A 19764-nucleotide genomic window follows, 5' to 3' on the forward strand; every position below is an offset into this window, starting at 1 on the left:
CGGCGGCCGCTTCCTCGTGACGAGCCGCGTCGGCCACGGGACCTGCGTCGCCCTGCGCCTGCCGGTCGCCGGCCACCGCGACCTCCCGCCGGAGCAGCCCCCCGAGACGAACGCCGGCGAGTAGCGGGGCGGCCGATGGCCTGATCCGCTGAAAGCGAACGAGCCGACCGGCAAGCCGCGCGCATGGTCGGCGGAGCACGTCGGCCGACGGCCGAGAACGCGGCGCGCGTCCCCGGCCGCCGACCTGCAGCCGTTCATCACTCGCAGGCGATGCCCCACCCGTTGCAGACGCAGAAGAACTCCCCGGTCACACAGGCCGCGTCGGCGTAGGGGCCGTCGCAGCAACCGTCGCAAAGTCCGTTCTTGCAGCAGTTCTGCGTCTCCCACTTGACCAAACGGACGCACGCCGACTTGTAGAAGTCGATCGCCTGCGCGCTGCAGCGCCGACCATGACAGTTGAAGCCACCGGCGGCCGGGCCCGTGCAGTTGGGCGGGTCGACCTCGATGGGGTGGTACGGCCCGCGCGGCGCGTCGCGCCAAGGAACCGACCCGACGTAGAGGTCCATCGTCAGGCAGAAGAGCGCGAGATCCGATTGAACGCGCCCGACGATTTCCTCCATCGCGCCCTCGACCATCCAGCGGGCCGTCGCGGCGTCCCACCGCGCGATGCCCGACTTTCCGGTTGCCCGCTCGGTCAGGACGACCCGCGTGCGGTCCGAGGACGTCTCGACGGTGAACTCGACGATGCCGGCCTTGCTCCACGCCCCGAAGTTCGTGCCGTCCGCGACCGTCGTGGATGTGACCACGCCGATCTCAAGGCCTGATTTGTCGGCGAGAGTTACGCTGACGCCGCCTTGAACGGCCGCCGAAACCACCGACGCGACGCCCCGCTGCGCCAGGTCCGGAGGCGAGGTCGCGGCGGATGCGGTCGCCCCGGCCAGAACCGCGACGAGCGCCGCGGAGAACATCGCCCCGAGAATCCTCGCCTTTCGTTGACGACTGATAGAACGGTTCATGATCCCTCCCCCTTTTCCGCCTTGCGGCGGCACAAACGCGTCCTCCCGCGAGCCCGAAGCGGGCGCGCGACGACGCGCATCACGAGTGCAGGTCAGTGAATCGCGGCCGCCGGCGGCGCCGGGGCCAGCAGCGCCTTCACCGAAGAGCGCCAGAACGCCTCGGGATCTTCGGTGCACCCGTTGAGCCTGAACCGCTCCTTCCCGTCGAGCATCACGGCGCTCACCGGCCCGGGCTCGCCGCTCGGTTGGCCACCGCCGCGCCGCGCGTCAACGGCGAACAGGATTCCCGGCGGCCCGAGGCGAAAGCGATCATCGGCGGCGGAGACGACGACGGGTTCGACTCGGCCCGTCGATGCGAACTCGCGCTGCAGCGACGCGAGACGGTGCGAAAGGTCGCCGCAGGGCTTGTCGCCCGGCTGCCGAAACCAGAGAACGTAGATCCGGCCGGGATCGGCGAGTCGCAGCGTCGCCCCGCCGATGGTTTGAAAGCCGCCCTTGGGAACGCAGCGCGAGCGGTGAACAACCCCCTCGCGTGCCCCGAACAGCAGCTCCCCCGCGACGGCCGGGACGCGCGCGACGGCCAACGCCGCGAAAACGGCGAGGAACGCCGGCGCCGCCCAGGCGACGCGGCGCAGCGACCGCGCGCGCCGCAGGACCTCGCCGGCAACGATCGCCGCGGCGAACGCCGCCGCGGCCAAGCCCGTCGCGCCGCCCGAGAGGCCGCCGACCAGCGCGGAGACGACGGCGATCAGCGCCGCGGCGGCGCCGGGCCACGTGACGCCGCGGAGCGCCAGGACGGCCAGCCCCGCGTAGAGAACGGCGAATCCGCCGAAGACGGCGAGCACCCCGCCGACGGGACGGAAGCGCCACGCGCCGCCCGCCACCGTCGCCGCGTTGAGCGCCGCGAAAAGGGCCACCCCGCCCCGCCACGTCCAGCGCCGCCACGCCGCGCCGCGCGCCGCGCCGGAAACTCCTCCGCCCTTTGTCATGGGATCCCCCGTTCCCGAGGCGTCGCCGCCCCGCGGCGCGCCTTCGTCCGTCGCCGATGCTACGAGGAACCCGCCGAGGGCAGAAGGGAGAGAAGCGGACGCCGGCCGCGGGGCGCCGCCGCGGACCGAACTCCCGCGGCCGCGCCGGAACAATGTCTTCTCAGGGAGGCGTCCCGGGACGGCACATGGCGAGGCGCCGCATCGGGCGCCTCCCCGCCGCCGCGCGCTCGCTCAGGGAGGCGTCGCGGGACCGCACTTGGCGAGGATCGCGTCCCGCCGCTTGAGCACCGCGTCGATCTGCTCCTTCGAGAGCAGCGGTTCGAGCTGCGCGCGGAGCGCCCCGCGGGCCAGCCGCTTCAGCGCGGCGCGCAGCGGCTCGTCGAGCGCGCACGGCCCGTCGCCGAGGATCGCCGCGGCGTCGGCGTCGGGCGCGAACGCCTGCGCCTGATCGACGAGGAACACCCGGCTGTCGTTGAGCAGGACGAGGACGTCGGAATCGTCCCGCTGCTCGAGACCGATCAGCGCGTCGAAGATCTTCGCGCGGCGGAGCTGGCGCTCGACCTCGGCCGAGTCGCGCGGCGCAAGGTTGTAGAGGCTCATCGCGCGCCGGTTCACCGCCGCCTCGACCCAGATCTGCACCGAACCCCAGCGGTCGTCGATCCGGCGCAGGACCGCCACCGGGATCATCCGCAGGTCGAGCATCCGGTCGAGCCGGTAGGCGGCGATTTCGTTCTGGTGCCGGTTCGGCCGGCGCGGCGCCGGCGTCGGCCCGCCGCCCCGCCCCGGCGCCGTGTCGTCCACCGTCTTCAGCACGGCGCGCAGCCGCAGCCGGTCGCGCGACAGCTCGAGGATCCGCGGACGGGATCCGCCGGCGCCGAGCGGCCGCGACGCGACGATGTCGGCCAGTTCGAGGAATTGCTCCATCTGGGCGTCGGGGAGTTCCGCCATGCCGCTCGCCCCGCGCTCGCCCTGCGGCGGCTCGCCGCGCAGCGCGGCCGTCTGCCCCGACAGCCCGTCCAGCTCCCGCGGACCGTCGGAATCGATCAACAGCTCCACCGGCGCGTGCGTCGAGTACAGGCCGACGTCGGTGCGGATCAGGCGGCCGTTGAACCGCACGGACAGCGCGCGGCTGCGCGTCGGCGAGTGCCCGACGACGACGACCTTCGCGCCGAGCGCGGCCAGGCGCTCGCCGAGCGCGTCCCACTCCAGCGTCTCGTTGTCCATCGACTGCGCGCGGTACCACAGGGGGCCGTCGGTCGCGAACGCCGGACCTTGGAGGACCTTGCTCAGATCGAGCGCCGCCCGATCCAAGTCCTCGGCCATCGGCCCCGACGCGCCGTGCCGCTGCACGGCGAGCCCGGCCCGCTGCAGCTCTTCGAAGTTCAGAAAGGGGAACGCGCCCGGCGCCCGCTCGAAGACGTCCCGCAGCCGCCAGATGTCCCGCACTTCCTGCCGCACCGCGGCGTTGACGGCGTCGATTCCGCCCGCCGCGAGGTCCTCCGAAAGCCCGCCGTGGACGAAGACGTAGCCGTCGATCATCACCGCCGTGGGGCGCGAGAGCAGCCACTCCGCGTAGGCGCCGCCCGGGCCGAACGCGCGCAGGCGGCCGAAGTAGCCGGGGGGATAGAGCGTGTCGAAGAGCGACTGGTCCAGCGCGCCGTTCTCGAAGACGCCGTTGCCGCCGTGGTTGCCGGCCGCGCCGCCGCCCGCGGTTCCGTTCCCGTTGACGCCGTGATTCGCGGCGCCGCCCGCGGCCGCGTTCCCGCCGTGATTTCCGTTGCCGTTCCCCGCGCCGTTCCCGTTGCCGTTGCCGTTCTTGGCCCGGTTCGCCCGGAAGGCCTCGAGCGCCCGCGCGCGGTCGGCCGGATCCTCCTCCGCGGCGAACGCGGCGAACCCCGCATCGCCGACGTACCGGAAGTCGCGCACGAGGTTCATCACCTCGTGGTTGCCGAGCAGTTGGTGCACCCGTCCCCCCGCGGCCGCCGCCTCGTCGGCCAGCCGCCGCAGGAGATCGAGCGCCTTCCGGTCGGCCGGCCCGCGGTCCACGACGTCGCCCATGATCACGAGGTGCGCGTCGCCGCCGGTCCAGTGCAGCGATTCGTCCACGAGCCCCGCGCGGCGCAACAGGAGGACGAGCGTGTCGTACGCGCCGTGGATGTCGCCGACGGCGACGATCCGCGACGCCCCGGCCCAGACCCCCGGCGAGCTTTCGCGCGCGGGCGCGGAGACCGCGGCCAAGCCCGCCGCGAGAACGAGGCAGACGGCCAACGCGAGCCGATGAATGGCAGGCCGGAGACGCGTCACGAAGGCATATCCTTGTTGGTCAGTGTAACGCTTCGCGTTCCTGATGCGCAGGAGGACTAATCTATGTCGCGGCGCCCGTTTGTGTTGCTGGCCTTGCTTGCGGCGACAGCGTTCGGCGCCGTCGCCCAGGACGCGAAGGCGCCGTCCCCGGAAGAACGCGACGCGACCGGCCGGACGCCGTTCGACCTCAAGGTCGAGGACGCGCTGGCGAGGGGCGACGTCCTGGCGCGCGAGCCGACTGCGGAAGGGATCACCCATCCCGAGCTGCTGACGCTGCGGCTGGGCGGCGTCCAGCTCCGCGCCATTTTCAAGACGGTCAACGAGGAGACGCGCGGGCTCTCCCGCACCAACGTCGCCGAGCAGCACTTCACCGACCGCTACGTCTACGAGCTCGCCGCCTACCGCCTCGACCGGCTGTTCCGGATCGACCTCGTCCCGCCGACGATCGTGCGCGAGATCGAGGGGAAGCGCGGCTCGGTCCAGTACTGGATCGAGGACGCGATCTCGGTCGGCAAGGCGATCGCCGACGGCCATCAGCCCAAGGACGCCGCGCGGTTCCGCCGGAACAAGATCTCGATGAACGTGCTCGACGCGCTGATCCACAACATCGACCGCCAGCCGACGAACGTCCTCGTCACGCCGGCCGACGACGGCTTCTACCTCATCGACCACTCCCGCTCCTTCCGCGAGGAGAAGACGCTGCCGCCGTTCCTCGTCGATTGGGACGGGACGCTCGAGCCCCGCATCGCCGCCCGCCTGCGCGAGGTGAAGGACGACGAGATCCGCGCCGCCCTCGCCGGCCTGGTCACCGAGAAGCAGATCAAGGCGGTCGTGGCGCGCCGCGAACGTCTGGTCCGCAAGCTCGCCGAACTGAAGCTCCTGCCGACCGCCTGAACCCCCGAACGCGACCGCCCCCGGAGGCTTTTCCGTGACGAACGAACACCCGCACTCCTCCGCCGACCGCGCCGCACGGCGCCCGCTCCGCTTCGGAACCGCGCGCCGCGCGCTGCTGCTCGCCGGCGCCGCCGCGCTCGCCGCTTCGGCGTGGCCGGCCGCCGCGCAGACGGCCGCGCCGCCGACGCCGACCCCGCCGGCCGCGGCCTCGACGGCGCCCGCGCCGCAGCCGGAAGAGCGGGACGCGCAGGGCAAGACCGCCTTCGACCGCCGCGTCGAGGAGGCGCTGCTCAAGGGGAAGATCGTCGAGCAGGAGGCGCTCTCCGACGGGATCACGCACCCCGTGCGGCTGACGCTGCGGCACGGCGGCGTCGAGCTGCGCGCCGTCTACAAGAACGTGGACGAAGAGACGCGCGGCGCGACCCGTTCGACGATGATCGAGGAGCACTTCACCGACCGCTACGTCTACGAGGTCGCCGCCTATCGGCTCGACCGCCTGCTCGGGCTGGGGTTCGTGCCGCCGACGGTGCTGCGCGAGGTGGACGGCAAGCGCGGCTCGGTCCAGTACTGGATCGAGGACGCCGTCTCGCTCGGCGAGATGATCACGGCCGGCCGCCAGCCGCGGAACGTCGAACGGTTCCGCGTCAACAAGATCTCGATGAACGTGCTCGACGCGCTGATCTACAACATCGACCGCCGCCCGGTCCACATCCTCATCGCGCCGGCCGACGAGTCGTTCTACCTGATCGACCACACCCGCAGCTTCCGCGAGAACAAGGACCTCCCGCCGTTCCTCGTCGATTGGGACGGCACGCTCGACCCGGCGCTCGCCGCGCGCCTGCGCGACCTCAAGGACGGCGACTTCCGCGCCGTCCTCGAAGGGCTCGTGACCGAGAAGCAGATCAAGGCCCTCCTCGTCCGCCGCGAGCGCCTGCTGCGCAAGCTCGCCGCCGTGAAGCTGCTTCCGGCCCGTTGACGCCGCGGGACGTGCCGCAGAGCCGCGGGAGGCGCCGCGAGGCGCCGCCGTCCCGCTCGCCGCGGTGAATCTGCTTCCGGCCCGTTGACGCCGCGGCGGCGCCGCCGCGACAATGCCTCCGTCGCCGCCGCGGAGGCCCCGTGTCCAATCGGCACTCGGAATGGCTGGCCCGCGAGATCCCGCAATGGGTCGCCGACGGGCTTATCGACGCGGATCAGGGCGCGCGGATCGCCGCGCGCTATCCCGCGCCGGAGAGCCGCGATCTCCGCCGGCTGCAAACGCTGATCTTCGGCGCCGTCGGCGCGGTTCTCGTCGCCGCGGGCGTCGTGCTGCTGGTGGCCCACGACTGGGCCGCGTGGCCGCCCGCCGTGCGGGTCGCCGTCGCGATCGGTCAGCTCCTCGCCTTCCAGGCGGCCGCGGCGTGGGCGCTGTTTCGGCGCCGCGAATCGACGGTCTGGCGCGAGGCGGCGGCGACGTGCCTCGCCGCGTCGTTCGTCGCCGCCTTCACGCTCGTCACGCTGACCTACCCGATCTCCGACGACGCGCGGGCCTTCTTTCTGGTTTGCGGACTGCTCGTCGCGCCGCTGTCGTACGTTTTCGACGCGCAGGCGCCGGCGGCGGCCGCCGCCTTCTTCTTCGCCGCCGTCGCCGGCGCCAATCCCGACTCCGCCGTGCCGTGTTGGACGTTCTGGATCGGCGTCGCGCTGCTGGCCCCGAAGGTCTGGCTTCTCGCGCGCGATCCGGACCGAGAGTGGCGGCTGCTGTCCGTGTTCCTCGCCGGGTGTTTGTTCATCGGCGGGTGCATCTCTCTCGACGGCGCGCAGCCGGCGAGAGCGTGGATGATCTACCTCGGCGGCGCCCTCGCGGCGACGGCGGCGCTGGGCGGCAAAGCCGCCGCGGCCGACGCGGGCGCATGGCGCCGTCCGCCCGCGGCGCTGGCGCGCTGGAGCATTCCGGGGTTCGCCCTGATCTACACGTTCGAAGCGCCGTGGCGCGTCTCCAAGTCGGGCCTCGACGGACTGGACGCGGCGGGCGCGGTCGGCCTCGCGGCGGGAGCGGCCGGCGCGATCGCCGCGCTTCTGCTGGCGCGGAAGAGCGGCCTGCGCGAGCGCGTTCTCGCGGCGTTCGGCGTCGTGGCGGCCGCAGCCGTGCTGCTCGCGGCCAGCCCCGCGCCGGCCCAGCAGTTGCTGCTCGACCTCTTCCTCGCCGCCCTCGCCGCCGCGGCCATCGTCGAGGGAATCCGCGCCGCGCGTTTCGGCGCGACCAACTACGGGCTGTGCGTCGCGGTGGCCCTCGCCGGAGCGCGCTTCTTCGACTCGGACCTCTCGTTCCTCGCGCGCGGCCTGCTGTTCATCTCGGCCGGCGCGGGCGTCGTCGCGGCCAACTGGGTGGTGGCGAGCCGCCGCCGAGGCGAAGGGCCATGAAGAGCGACGGGAAATGGCTCGTCGCGGCCTTCGCCGCGGTCTGCGCGCTGCAGATCGCAGCCCCCGTGCTGCACGTCGCGCGGGCGAAGCACCTCGCCGCCGTGGGGACGCCGTTCAAGGTTCGCGTTTCCGAAGCCGCCTCCGGCGCCGCCGTCAGCGGGCGGTACATCGTCGTCGTTCCCGCCCTTCCCGCGCTGCGGGCGTCCGCGCTGCCGAAGAACGTCGGGGCATGGCGGAACGCCTGGGCGGCGCTGCGCGTCGGGCCGGACGGTTTCGCGACCGCCGCCTGCAGCGCCGATCGCCCGGCGTCGGGTCCCGCGTGCAAGGTCTGGCTCCAGGGCGGCGCCGACGAGAAGGATCCGCTGATCACGCCGCTCTTGGAGAGCCGGCGGTTCTTCGTTCCCGAGGATCTCGCCCTCCTCGCCGAGAGGACGATCCGCGAGCACGCGGCGCCGAACGGTCCGCGCGACGCGTGGGTCGCGATCCGCATCGACGACGATCTCCTGATGGCCGAAGGCCTCTACATCGGCGACGTCCCGCTCCTCGACTTTCTCCGCTCCCGCCCGACCCCGACCGCGCGCAACCCCGCCTCCAAACCCTGACCGCGCGCCCCCGTCCCGACGCGGCCCCCCGAACGCGCAGGGGAGGCTGGCGCGTCCCGATCGTCGCGCCCCGCTCAAGATTCCGCCCCGCCTGCCTCCCGCACGTCCGTCGGATCGCGGCGCCGAATACGGCGCCGAATACGGCGCCGAACACGACGAGCGGGTCGCGCGGCGGGAGGCGGCGGCGGAGCCATTGCCCCGGCGGCGGAGCCGCCGCCGCCCGCCGCGCGACGCGCGCCCATCGACGAACACGCGCCCTAGTGCCGCAACGCCGCGCACCAAGAGGCGGCCGCGAACCGAGGCCGCGGCGCGCGGCGAGACAGAAGACACGAACCATCCAACAGGGATCGTCCCCCCGCGGACAATCGGCATTGCGCGCGACCGAACACGACAGCACGTCGGGCGTGCGGGGGCGGCGGCGCAGCCGTTGCCCCGTGGCGGAGCCGCCGCCCCCGCCGCACGACGCGCGTCCCGCGAAACCCGCGGGCAGTGCGCCGCGAAACCCGCGGGCATTACGTCCACGAAACGCGCGGGCATTACGCCGCGAAACGCGCGGGCATTACGCCCACGAAACCCGCGGCGTCAGGACGCGTCGTTCTCGGCTTCCGCCAACGCGGCCGCCGCGTCTTCCCATTCCGCGTAAAGCCGCGCGAGGTCCCCGTCGAGCGACTCCCGCTCGCGCGCGAGGTCGCGCATCCGCACGCCGTCGGAATGGACGTTCGGGTCGCCGAGCAGCGCGTCCACTTCGCCGAGCCGCGTCTCGGCCCGTTCGACCTCCGACTCCAGAAGCCGCACCCGCTCGCGCAGCGGACGCAGCCGCCGGCTCCGCTCCTGCAGCGCCTCCGCCCGCGCGCGGCGCCCCTCCCGCGAGCGCTCGTTCGCCGGGCCGTCCACCGTCTTCCCCGCGGCGAGCGCGGCCTTGGCCGCGCGCCACGCCAGCCAGCCCTGCCAGCCGCCGTCGATCGCCTCCACCGCGCCGTCCTGCACGGCGAGCGTCGTGGTCGTCAGCTTGTCGAGGAACGCGCGGTCGTGGCTCACGACGACGAGCGTGCCGGGCCACGCCGCCAGCGCCTCCTCGAGCCCTTCGCGCAGCGGCAGGTCCAGGTGGTTCGTCGGCTCGTCGAGCAGCAGCAGGCTCGCCGGCCGCAGCAGCAGACGCGCCAGCGCGAGCCGCGCCCGCTCCCCGCCGGAGAGGGTCCGCACCGCCCGGTCGATGTGCAGGTCGGAGAGCCCGAGCGTGCCCAGCGCGCGCCGCACGTCCTCCGGCAGGCGGCCGTAGGCGCCGCGCGACGCCTCCTCGAAGACGGTCGCCGCCGGATCGAGCGCCTCGAGCTGGTGCTGCGCGAAGACGCCGACGAGCAGCCCGGGCGCCGTCTCGCGCCGCCCCGCCTCGGGCCGCAGCTCGCCGGAGAGCAGGCGCAGCAGCGTCGTCTTGCCCGCGCCGTTCGGCCCCATCAGCGCGACCCGCTGGCCGCGCCGCACCTCGAGCGACACGCCGTCGAGCACGACGTGCTCGCCGTAGCGCTTCGTCGCGCCGTCGAGCCGCATCAGCACCTCGTGCGTCGGCGGCGGGTCGGGCCAGCGGAAGCTCCACGAGCGCTGATGGTCGGCCTGCAGCCGCGCCCGCTCGGCGCGGACGTCCTCGAGCAGCCGCAGCTTGTCCTGCGCCGCGGCGGCCTTGGTCGCCTTGTAGCGGAACCGCTCCACGAACTCGTCGAGCCGCGCCTCGTCCCGCTTGAGCTGCTCGTCGCGCCGCTCCACCAGCCGCCGCTCCTCCTCGCGCGCCTTCGCCCAGGCCGTGTAGCCGCCGGGCGTGAAGCGGACGCGCGAGCGGAGCAGGTCGGCGACCCGCTTCACCACGCGGTCGAGGAAGACGCGGTCGTGCGAGACGACGACGATCGCCGCCGGGCTCTGGGAGAGCGTCGTCTCCAGCCACTGCAGCGCGTCGAGATCCAGGTGGTTCGTCGGCTCGTCGAGCAGCAGCAGGTCGGCGCCGGAGAGGAGCAGGCGGGCCATCACCGCGCGCATCCGCCAGCCGCCGGAGAAGGTCCGCACCGGTCGGTCGAAGTCGTCGGGGCCGAAGCCGAGCCCGCCGAGGACCGCCTTGGCGCGCGCCTCGAGCTGGTCGCCGCCGAACCACTCGAAGAGGGCGCGGCGCTCGCCGTAGACGTCGGAGAGGCGCGCGAGCCGCTCGGCGTCCGCGGGATCGGCCGCGGCCGCGGCCATCTCGTCGGCGAGGCGGCGGCAGTCGTCGCCGAGTTCGCGGATCTCCCCCGCCCCGGCCAGCGCCGCCTCGATCAGCGGGGCGTCGCTCCCGACCTCCGTCTCGACCTCCTGCGGCAGGTAGGCGATGCGCAGCCCCGCGGAACGGGACACGCGTCCCTCGTCCGGCTCGTCGATGCCGGCGACGATGCGCAGCAGCGATGTCTTGCCGCAGCCGTTGGGGCCGACAAGCCCCACCCGGTCGCCGGGATGGATCGTCCAGGTGATGCCTTGGAAGAGCGTCCGTCCCAGGACCGTGCGGCCGACTCCGTCGAGGGTCAGCATGGTCGGTAAAGGTAGCGGACCCGCGCCGCCCCGCCAAATCGGCCGACGGGAACGGCCTCGGCGGCCGCGCGGCGGGACCGACCGCGGCAAGGCCCGTCCGCGCCTTGCCGGCGGCGAGTGAATCCGGGGTAAACTACCGCCGCCGCACAGGGGGGAACGCTTGATGCCCGTGAATCTCGACGAACTGCCGGCCGGACCGCTGCTGAACCGCTTGGTCGCGACGCTGGTCTGCTGTCAGACGGGCGGACTTCCGGACGACACCTATCCGAACTACAGCGGCGACGTGAAGCTGGCCTTCGCCGCGGTGGACGCGTTCCTCGCCGCGAACCGCGGCGTCAAGCTGACCATCGAGTACCCGATGCCGGAAGTCTGGGTCCGGCGCAGCGCCGAGGAAGTCTCCAAGGGCAGCGGCTGGGTGACGGCGGTCTACGTCGCCGACGACACCCTGCCGATCGCCCTCTGCCGCGCGCTGCTGCGGGCGGCGGGACACGTGGACGCGCGGGGCGTGATCCTCTCGGACTGACCTTTCCGCGGCGCCGCGTCAGCCCTCGGGCGGCGGCGGCGGCGCGTCGTCCGCCGGCTTGCCCGCGTCGCGCAGCTGCATGATGCAGGCCCCCATCCCGGTCACCGTCACGACGAACCAGAACAGGCCGCCGACGTACGGCACGAGCCCGACCACGCCGACGACGACCACGCCGACGAGCAGCGCCAGCACCGGATGGGGCGCCGACCGCCGCAGCAGCAGGAACGCCCAGCGGCCGAGCAGCATCTTCCCGACCAGCGCGCCGGCGTAGCCGAGCGCGGCGATGGCGGCGAAGACGGCGAGCGAGAGCGGCAGCAGCACGCAGCAGAGGACGCCGAGGACGAGCAGCGAGAAGAGGGCGACCAGCCCCATGCCGAACGAGACGGCGAGCGAGTGGCCGTCGTCGTTGCGCTTCTGCGCGCCGTCCACGAACGACCGGAAGAAGATGATCAGCAGCGCGCCGGCCGCGAGGGCGACGAAGGCGAAGTAGACGCGGAGCCCGAGGTGGATCGAGCCGCCCGCCGCCTCCTTCGCCTCGGGCGGCGGCGGCGCCTTCTCCGTCCGCGTCACCTTGCCGGCGACCGCGTCCGGCGGGATCGTCGCCGGGTTGCGCGACTCGTAGACGAGGTTGCCGTCGATCCGCGCGCCGCGGCCGATCGTCAGCTCGTCGCACGCGACGGTCAGGTCGCCCGCGATCCGCCCCTCGATCGTCACCTGCCCGGCGCTGATCCACGCCGGCCCGTCCACGCGTCCGGAGACGACGACCCGCCCCGAGTTGACGATCAGCGCGCCGCCGACGACGGCGCTCGGCTGCACCTTGACCGACGTGCCGAGGAAGATCGCGTCCGCGGCGACCGTGCCGGAGAGCGCGGCCTCGTTCGCCGCGACGCGCAGCCGCCCGCCGACCTCGCCGGAGACGTCCACGTCGGCGCCGGCGGCGTCCACGTCCCGCTCCACCGTGCCGGAGACGCGCACGGCCTTCGCCGCCCCGACGAAGTCGCCGGCGACGGTCCCCGCGACGCGCGCGTCCACGACGAGCGCGTAGACGTCGCCGTCGCTCGTCTCCCCCTGCGCGATCTCGAGCGACTTCCCGCTCGCGAAGCGCAGCGCTCCGACCCGCAGTTCCTTGCGCTGCGGCGCCGGCTGCCGTTCGTCGGCGCGCACGGAGGGCGCGACGAGAACCGCCGCCAGCAGGAGCAGGATCGCGCGCGCCGTCTTCATCCGAGCCTCCGGGCCTCGCCTCGGCCCCTCGCGTTGAGCATTACCATTCCGCGCGGCGGCCCGCCGTCCCGAAGCGGCGAGCGGGCCGCGGCGGGAAGCGAGCGGTCCGGCCGCCCGGTCAGAAGCCGACCTCCTCGCGGATCTCGCGCGCCCTGCGGCGACTGAGCGGGACCGACGTCTTGTCGGGGTCGTCGAGGTCGAGCAGGAAGTTTCCCGACTCCGCCGGGCGCACCGACGTGACGTGCCGCAGGTTGACCAGCGCCGAACGGTGGCAGCGGCGGAAGCCGAGCGGCGTCAGCACTTCGTCCAGCTCCTGCAGCGTCCGCGGCACGAGGTAGGACTGGCCGTCCTTCCAGGCGAAGACGAGCGTGTGGTCGGCGGTGAGGTGCGAGACCTCGCCGGGGTCGAGCAGGACGATCCGGCCGCGGCGCCGGGCGACGATCCGCGGCGGCATCCCCTGCCCGCGGGTCAGCATCCGTCCGAGCCCCTCCGGCGCCCGCGCCCCTTCGACGCGCCGCGCCAGCCGCTCCAAGGCCTCCTTGAGCCGCTCCGCGGTCACCGGCTTGACGAGGTAGTCGACCGCGTCCTCCTCGAACGCCCGCACGGCGAAGTCGTCGTACGCGGTGACGAAGATCACGGGCGGGATTTCCTCGAGCCGGCGCAGGACGTCGAAGCCGTCGCCGCCGGGAATGCGGATGTCGAGGAAGACGACTTCGGGGTCGATCGCGCGGATCTTCTCCACCGCGTCGCGCACCGTGTCGGCCTCGCCCGCGACCTCGATCATGCCGGTCTCCTCGAGCAGCCGGACCAAGCGCCGCCGTGCGGGCGGCTCGTCTTCGACGATCACGGCCTTGAGCTTCATGCCTCGCTCCTCGTTCGGTTCAGAACCACGTCGCCGGCGGCGGGAAAACGACCCGCGCGACCGTTCCCCGGCCCCCTTCGGCGGCCACGATTTCCAGGCGCCCGCCGCGGGCCGAGGTGAGCCGCGCGGCGATGTTCTCCAGCGCGTGTCCCTTCGGCTTCGTCCGCTGCGCCTCGCCCGGGCCGGGGCCTTCGTCGCGGACCTCGATCAGCGTCCGCCGCGCGGCGTCCCTGAAGGCCCGGACCGTCACGCTCCCCTGCCCCGTCTCCGGATCGCGTCCGTGGAGCACGGCGTTCTCGACCAGCGGCTGCATGATCAGCGGCGGGACGAGCTCGTCGGCGACCTCGGGCGCGACGTCCACATGATAGACGAGCCGCTCGCCGAAGCGCGCCTTCTCGATCGCCAAGTAGTCGGCGACGAACGAGAGCTCCTCTTCGAGCGAGACCCGCTCCTCGCCGCCGCGCCGGAAGGCGTAGCGGAAGAGATCGGAGAAGCGCTCGAGCAGCCGCTCCGCCGCGGAGGGGTCGTCCTGGATCAACGCCGCGGCCGTGTTCAGCGCGTTGAAGAAGAAGTGCGGGTTGATGCGCGCCTGCAGCGCCTGCAGCTCGGCGCGCGCGGCGCGCTCCGCGGCGTGCGCCTGCGCGAGGCGCTCGGCGACGAGCTGCTCGCGCGCCGCGGCGAGCCGCCGGTTGAGGTCCTCGTAGAGGAAGACGAGCAGTCCCGCGATCAGCGCCAGGAGGCCGTTGATCGCGCCGACGAGCAGGACCGAGCTGCCGGCGTGCAGGGCGTAGCGCGGGAAGAGCCAGAAGCCGACCCCCGTCGCGGCGAAGGCGCCGCCGACCAGCGCGAGCGACCCGATCACGACCCGCAGCGGCAGGCTGAAGCCGACGAGCCGCGGCAGCACCGTCCGGCCGCAGAACGTGGCGAGCAGGCCGGCGGAGAGCCCCGTGAGCGCGCCGACCGCGACGAGCGGATAGACGAACTTGTGCGGCGGGTCGAGGACCGAGGCGAGCATCCCGACCAGCGTCCCGGCGCCGCCGCCGAGCCCCCCGGCGATGAGCGCCTGCAGCAGGAAGTAGCGCAGCACCGAATAGACCGGCGGACGACGCTCCTCGTCCGCCAGGCTGCCGGTCACCGGCATCGGCGACCCCACGCCGCCGCTGCTCATCGGCTCTCCTCCGCGGCGCGCCGCCGGCCGTTCCGCCGGGCGCTCGCGCGTCCGCACTCGGCGCGCCGCGCGGAGCCCGCGGCGGCGGGCCGCCGGCCGTTCCGCCCGTTCACGCGTCCGCCCGCGGCGCGCGCCGCACCACGACGAGCGTCGTGTCGTCGGCGGGCGCGGCGCCGCCGGTGTGGAGGTCGAGCGCCTCGAGGATCGCGTCCGCGAGCTCCTCGGCGGCGCGCCCGCGGCAGCGCAGCGCGACGTCCGTCAGGCGCTCCCGCCCGAACTGCTCGTCGTCGTCCCCCGCGGCCGGCGCCTCGATCAGTCCGTCCGTGTAGAGCACCATCGTCTCCCCCGGCGCGAGGACGTCCTGCGCCGACTCGTACGCGGCGCCGGCGAACATCCCCAGCGGCACGCCGCCCTGCTCGAGCAGGCGCGCGCCGCGCGGCCCGGCGACGATCGGCGGATGGTGCCCGGCGAGCGAGCAGCGGACCGCGCCGTCCTTCGGATCGAGCACCGCGTAGGCGAACGTGACGTAGCGGCCGCCGACGGCGCGCGTGTGGACCGCGTCGGAGAGGATGGCGTTGAGCCGCGCCGGGTCGTCCTCGAGCGAGGCGACGACGCGCGAGAGGGCCTGCACGTTGGCCATCAGGAGCGCCGCGGCGATCCCCTTCCCCGAGACGTCGCCGACCGACAGGCCGAGCCGCCCGCGGTCGAGCGGGACGAAGTCGAGCATGTCGCCGCCGACCAGCGCCGCCATGCGGCAGCGGAACGCGATCTCCCAGCCGTCGATCCGCGGCGCGCGCTCGGGCAGCAGGCCGCGCTGGACCTCGCGCGCCAGCTCCAGCTCGCGCACGAAGGCGTCCTTCTCGCGCAGCTCGGCGTAGGCGCCGGCGAGCGACGCCTTGAGCCGGTCCCAGGCGATCAGCGCCCCGCCGACGACGAGCGCGAGCACGATGTTGGCCGCGATCAGCGAGAGGAAGGCGATCGGCCGCGCGAAGACGACGCCGGGGCGCAGCAGGAGCGAGAGCGCCGTGACCGCGACCGAGCCGCCGACCAGCGCCGCGAGCACGACGCTGTAGCGCAGCGCCGCGGAGAGGGCGGCGAGCGACGGCAGGACGTAGCGCGAGGCGACGAGCGCGGACAAGGCGACCGCTTCGCCGAAGAGGACGCTCTGCCGCACGAACCAGCCGTCGAACGGGCTGCCGGTCAGGACCGAGATCAGCGTCTCGATCGCGAAGCCGATCGCCGCCCCGGCCGCCGCCGCGCCGCCCGCCCAGAAGGCGAACAGGCGCACCCCGCGCGCGCCGCCCGCCGAGGCGACGGACGGAAGCGTGCTCAGGCGGATCGGCAGGCCGTTCGCCAAGACTCAGGACCCTCGAAAGCGGCCTCCCCTCGGGGGCCGCGGGCCAACGGTACTACACAAAACAGACGCCGGTCAGGCGCGGAAACGATCGGTCGCAGGACGCTCCCGAACGGCGCGCGGGACGGCCGGCCCGGCGGCGGTTATCCTTGGCCGGACACGCGAGGAAGACCATGACCGCCAAGTCGAAAAGCGAGGGACCGAGCCGCAAGGACAAGGACCGCCTCGACCGCAAGACGATCGACGCGATCCAGGACGCGGCGCGCAAGGTGCACGGCAAGATCGAGAAGGGCCAGAAGCCGGAGATGTCGTTCCCGGTGCGCAGCCTGCAGAACGTCCACTTCGACAAGGCGAAGGGATACTTCGAGATCGGCCGCTCCAAGAAGAGCCGCACGCTGACCGTCTCCACCGTGCGGACGTTCGCGCAGACGCTGAAGATGATGTCGCTCTCCAAGGACCTCGTGGAGACGAACGACTTCGCCACGAAGCGAGACGCGTACTACCAGTCGAAGAACTGGGCCGAGGCCGGCTTCCACGACCAGGCCGAGTCCGACACGGTGATGGACGACATCGAGGCGCTGTTCTCGATCGAGGGGCTGAGCCGCGAGCAGCTCCGCTTCATCCCCGACGAGCACGGCGGCGCGGTCGCCGGCGAGCTGATCGTCAACGACCCCGACTACGCGACCGGCGCGGTCCACCGCATCGACTGCACGCAGTTCGGCTCCGGCGCCTACAGCATCCCCTCGCTCGTCGAGCACCTCTCGTTCGAGACGAGCGCCAAGTTCGTCCTCGCCATCGAGACCGGCGGCATGTTCCAGCGGCTGCAGAGCCACCGCTTCTGGGAGAAGGCCGACTGCATCCTCGTGTCGATGGCCGGCGTGCCGACGCGGGCCACGCGCCGCTTCGTGCGCAAGCTGGCCGACGAATGCCGGCTGCCGGTCTACGCCTTCGTCGACTGCGACCCCTACGGGATCTCCAACATCTACCGCACGCTCAAGGTCGGCTCCGGCAACGCGGCCCACGTCTCGCGCTTCTTCTGCGTGCCGCAGGCGCGCTTCCTCGGCGTGACGCCGCAGGACATCGTGGACTACAAGCTGCCGACCCACCCGCTGAAGGAGATCGACGTCAAGCGGGCCAAGGACGCGCTGAAGAACGACCCGTTCTTCAAGACCTACCCCGTCTGGGCCAAGGCGCTCGAGCAGCAGCTCCGGATGGGGGTCCGCGCCGAGCAGCAGGCCCTCGCCAAGTGGGGGCTGAACTACGTGATCGAGGAGTACCTCCCCGAGAAGCTGGCCAAGGCGGACCGCTTCCTCCCCTGACCTCCCGCGCGCCGGGGAACGCGGCGCCCGCCGCGCCGGTGAACGAGGCGCCCGCGGCGCCCGGAGCGCGGCGAGATTCCCGCCGCCCCGGAACGCCCCGCGCGCCGGGGACTTGACGCCGCCCCGCGCGGGGGCAAAGTGTGTCGTCCGCCCCGCGCTTGCCCGCGGGGCGACTGGACGCGCGAAATGGGACTGTTCGGTCATCGCTGGTCGGCCAAGCGCCCCGGCGTCGAGGTTTCCTGGCTCGTTCCGCTGCCGCGGCGCGTCGCGCCGCCGGCCGCGGACGCGCCGCGCTGCATCCTCTGCGGCGACATGATCGTCGCGTGGGGAGAGCGGCACGCCGTCGGCGTGGACGTCTCGCTCGGTCGGATCGCCTTCAAGGCCAAGTTCGGGCCGTGGCGTCCGTGCGGCTTCGACGCCGCGGGACGGCTCGTCCTCGGGCGCGGCGACGAGCTCGCCGCCGCCTACCTCGACCCGGTGGACGGCCGGATCGTCGAGTCGTCGGAGGCGCAGGCCGAGCGGGTCCTCGAGGCGCAGGACGCGCCGGAGGCGCCGGAACTCGACCCCACGCTCCCGTTCGCGGGCGGGACGCTCCGCGTGCGGACCGAGACGGTCAACCGCGTCACCCGCCACATGCTCGAGGTCGCGGACGGCGCCGCGCCGCGGCGGCTCGAAGTCGCGGCGTTCACGCTGCGCAGCGACCGCCTGATCCTGCGGGCCGCCGGGCCGCGCCTCTACGGCTGGGTCGGCGGCGATCCGGAATGCCCGACGGGGGCGCTGGCGGCGTTCGCCGGCGGCCCGTACTTCGTCCTGCGCCGGCGCCACGCCGAGCGCCACGAGCATTTCGTGCCCGAGGACTTCGTGGACGTCGTCGGCCACGGCGACGCGCCGCTGGTCGCGGTCGTCCTGCCGGAGGGGGGCGGCGCGCCGCGCGAAGTCGAGCTGGGGATCGTGCCCGAGGTCTGGCGCGGCCTCGGTCGGCGCGACGGCAGCCGCCCGACCTACGTCGAGCGGGCGCTCGGCGCGCGGCCGATCGGCGTCCTCGGACGGCAGCTGCTGGTCGAGTTCGTCGAGCTGGAGGGGGGGAAGCCGCACTCGGCGCGCGGGCTCCAGCCGCGCCGCCGCAGCGTCGCCGGCTTCGACGCCTCCGCCCTGCTCGACTGAGCGCGGGCCGAACCGCCCCACGCCCCGCGCCTCGCGCGCCGCACCTCGCGCGTCGCGCGCAGCGGCGTCGCCGGCCGCACCGAAGGACGCCGCCCGCGGAGCGCGGGCGAACGCAGTCCGCCGCGCGGTTCGCCGGTACAATTCAAGCGTCCCAATTCACCGCGATCCGCAGGACGCACGTGCCCGACCCGCCTTCACCGCGAGACCGCGGCCGCCCGGCCGCTTCGACGCCGCCCCGAGGCCGGCGGCGGATGGTCCTTGCGCTCGCCGTCGCCGCGGCGCTCGCCGGCGCCGCCCTCCCCGCCGCGGCCGAGGACGCCGTCTGGGCGAAGGCGCGCGAGGCGGCGCTCGCCGCGCGCGCCGGGCGGACGGACGACGCGCTCGCGGCCTACGCCGAGATCTGCCGCGAGCGGCCGTCGTCCGTGGCGGCGCACGCCGCGCTCGCCCGCCTCGCCGTCGCCTCCGGCCGCGCCGAGGCCTGGCGCGCCCGCGTCCTCGCGCGCCTCGCCTCCCATCCGCGCGACGTCGGCGCCTTGGCCGCGGCGGCCGAATTCGACCTCGCCGGCGGCCGCCGGGACGACGCCCGCGCCAAGCTCCTCGCCGCGGTCGCGGCCGGCGCGCGCGACCCGGAGCTCGTCCCCGCCCTCGTCGCGGCCTCGGCGCGTCCGGCCGAGACGACCGCGTGGTTCGCGGCGCGCGCCGCGTCGCGGCGCGCCGATCCGGAGTTCGCCGTGCTGCGGGCGCGGCTCCTCCTCGCCTTCGGCGACGTCCGCGGCGCGCGCGCCGAGGCGGCCGCCGCGCCGGCGCGCGCCCCCGGGCTGGTCGAAGCGGTCGTCCTGCGGCTGGAGCTCGCTCGCGCCGACGGGGACGCGGAGGAGGCCTGCCCGCTCGCCGCCGCCGCCGCGGGGTCGCTCCGCGACCTGCCGGGCGGCCCGGAGGCCCGGTTCCGCTCGACGGTGGCCGTCGTCCGCGCCCTCGCCGACTGCGGCCGCGCCGACGACGCGCGGCGGCTGCTGCGGGCCGTCCGCCCGCCGCCCCTCCTGCCGGGCGTCCCCGCGCCGGGCCGCGCGCTGGCGGTCGCCGAAGCCGACGCCGCGATCGCCGAAGGGGATCCGCTCCGCGCCTTGGCGGTCCTCGCGGAGAGGGGGCCGCTCTCCGAGGGGGATCCGGAATGGGGCGAGCCGGCGCTTTCGGCGCGCGTCCGCGCGCTCGCCGCGCTCGGCCTCGAGGTCCCCGACGCGCCGGCGATCGCCGCCAGGCCGCTGCCGTCGGGGCTGTTCCTCGCCGAGCGGTCGCGGACGCTGGCCGCGCTCGCCGACGCCGCCGACCCCGCGGCCCGGCGCGCCGTGGGCGCCGCCCTGCGCGTCTGCGCCGCGCGTCTCGCCGACGACGGCCTCGAGC

The 19764-nt window shown here is 74.2% G+C and carries 16 protein-coding genes; 8 read left to right on the plus strand and 8 right to left on the minus strand.

Translation table 11 applies throughout. The features are described 5' to 3' along the window. Positions 1–257: 257 nt before the first annotated feature. The 3 genes from LLG88_01420 to LLG88_01430 all read right to left on the minus strand — a co-directional run bounded on the left by LLG88_01420 (position 258) and on the right by LLG88_01430 (position 4309). Complete coding sequence (locus LLG88_01420; protein MCE5245569.1) at positions 258–1016, minus strand: hypothetical protein; 759 nt, start codon at positions 1014–1016, stop codon at positions 258–260. 92 nt (positions 1017–1108) lie between these two features. Further along, complete coding sequence (locus LLG88_01425) at positions 1109–2005, minus strand: hypothetical protein (protein ID MCE5245570.1); 897 nt, start codon at positions 2003–2005, stop codon at positions 1109–1111. Positions 2006–2236: 231 nt separating this feature from the next. Further along, positions 2237–4309, minus strand: a complete 2073-nt coding sequence (locus LLG88_01430) for a metallophosphoesterase (GenBank protein ID MCE5245571.1) — start codon at positions 4307–4309, stop codon at positions 2237–2239. Positions 4310–4372: 63 nt separating this feature from the next. Here LLG88_01430 and LLG88_01435 point away from each other — a divergent pair, with 63 nt between their 5' ends. The 4 genes from LLG88_01435 (at position 4373) to LLG88_01450 (ending at position 8205) form a co-directional block, all read left to right on the plus strand. Beyond that, positions 4373–5203 (plus strand): hypothetical protein, encoded by an 831-nt coding sequence (locus LLG88_01435; protein MCE5245572.1) that lies wholly within the window; start codon positions 4373–4375, stop codon positions 5201–5203. Between the two features lie 34 nt (positions 5204–5237). Further along, on the plus strand, positions 5238–6179 hold the full coding sequence (locus tag LLG88_01440; protein ID MCE5245573.1) for a hypothetical protein: 942 nt from the start codon (positions 5238–5240) through the stop codon (positions 6177–6179). A gap of 140 nt (positions 6180–6319) precedes the next feature. Then, positions 6320–7603 (plus strand): DUF2157 domain-containing protein, encoded by a 1284-nt coding sequence (locus tag LLG88_01445; GenBank protein ID MCE5245574.1) that lies wholly within the window; start codon positions 6320–6322, stop codon positions 7601–7603. Further along, positions 7600–8205 (plus strand): hypothetical protein, encoded by a 606-nt coding sequence (locus tag LLG88_01450; protein MCE5245575.1) that lies wholly within the window; start codon positions 7600–7602, stop codon positions 8203–8205. Before LLG88_01445 ends, LLG88_01450 begins: the two co-directional genes overlap by 4 nt. A 582-nt stretch (positions 8206–8787) precedes the next feature. On the opposite strand, the gene LLG88_01455 is transcribed toward LLG88_01450, so the two are convergent. Next, entirely contained in the window at positions 8788–10752 is a 1965-nt protein-coding gene (locus LLG88_01455; protein MCE5245576.1) for an ATP-binding cassette domain-containing protein, read from the minus strand. 163 nt (positions 10753–10915) lie between these two features. Here LLG88_01455 and LLG88_01460 point away from each other — a divergent pair, with 163 nt between their 5' ends. Then, a complete protein-coding gene (locus LLG88_01460; GenBank protein MCE5245577.1) occupies positions 10916–11275 on the plus strand; it encodes a hypothetical protein in 360 nt (119 codons plus the stop codon). A gap of 18 nt (positions 11276–11293) precedes the next feature. On the opposite strand, the gene LLG88_01465 is transcribed toward LLG88_01460, so the two are convergent. The 4 genes from LLG88_01465 to LLG88_01480 form a co-directional block, all read right to left on the minus strand. Then, entirely contained in the window at positions 11294–12496 is a 1203-nt protein-coding gene (locus LLG88_01465; protein MCE5245578.1) for a hypothetical protein, read from the minus strand. A gap of 118 nt (positions 12497–12614) precedes the next feature. Continuing rightward, the gene (locus LLG88_01470; GenBank protein MCE5245579.1) at positions 12615–13358 is read right to left on the minus strand and encodes a LytTR family DNA-binding domain-containing protein; all 744 of its coding nucleotides are present in this window, start codon (positions 13356–13358) and stop codon (positions 12615–12617) included. A gap of 19 nt (positions 13359–13377) precedes the next feature. After that, entirely contained in the window at positions 13378–14526 is a 1149-nt protein-coding gene (locus tag LLG88_01475) for a histidine kinase (protein ID MCE5245580.1), read from the minus strand. A 109-nt stretch (positions 14527–14635) separates the two neighbouring features. Continuing rightward, positions 14636–15883 (minus strand): PP2C family protein-serine/threonine phosphatase, encoded by a 1248-nt coding sequence (locus LLG88_01480; protein ID MCE5245581.1) that lies wholly within the window; start codon positions 15881–15883, stop codon positions 14636–14638. Between the two features lie 170 nt (positions 15884–16053). Between LLG88_01480 and LLG88_01485 the strand changes: the two genes are divergently transcribed. The 3 genes from LLG88_01485 to LLG88_01495 all read left to right on the plus strand — a co-directional run. Further along, entirely contained in the window at positions 16054–17199 is a 1146-nt protein-coding gene (locus LLG88_01485; GenBank protein MCE5245582.1) for a DNA topoisomerase IV subunit A, read from the plus strand. Positions 17200–17385: 186 nt separating this feature from the next. After that, positions 17386–18363 carry a hypothetical protein gene (locus LLG88_01490; GenBank protein ID MCE5245583.1) on the plus strand — a complete coding sequence of 326 codons (978 nt, stop codon included), beginning with the start codon at positions 17386–17388 and terminating at the stop codon, positions 18361–18363. Between the two features lie 251 nt (positions 18364–18614). Next, positions 18615–19764, plus strand: a 1150-nt coding sequence (locus LLG88_01495) for a hypothetical protein (protein MCE5245584.1), incomplete at its 3' end; no start/stop codon positions are given.

Source organism: bacterium, assembly GCA_021372775.1.
Classification (GTDB): Bacteria; Acidobacteriota; Polarisedimenticolia; order J045; family J045; genus JAJFTU01.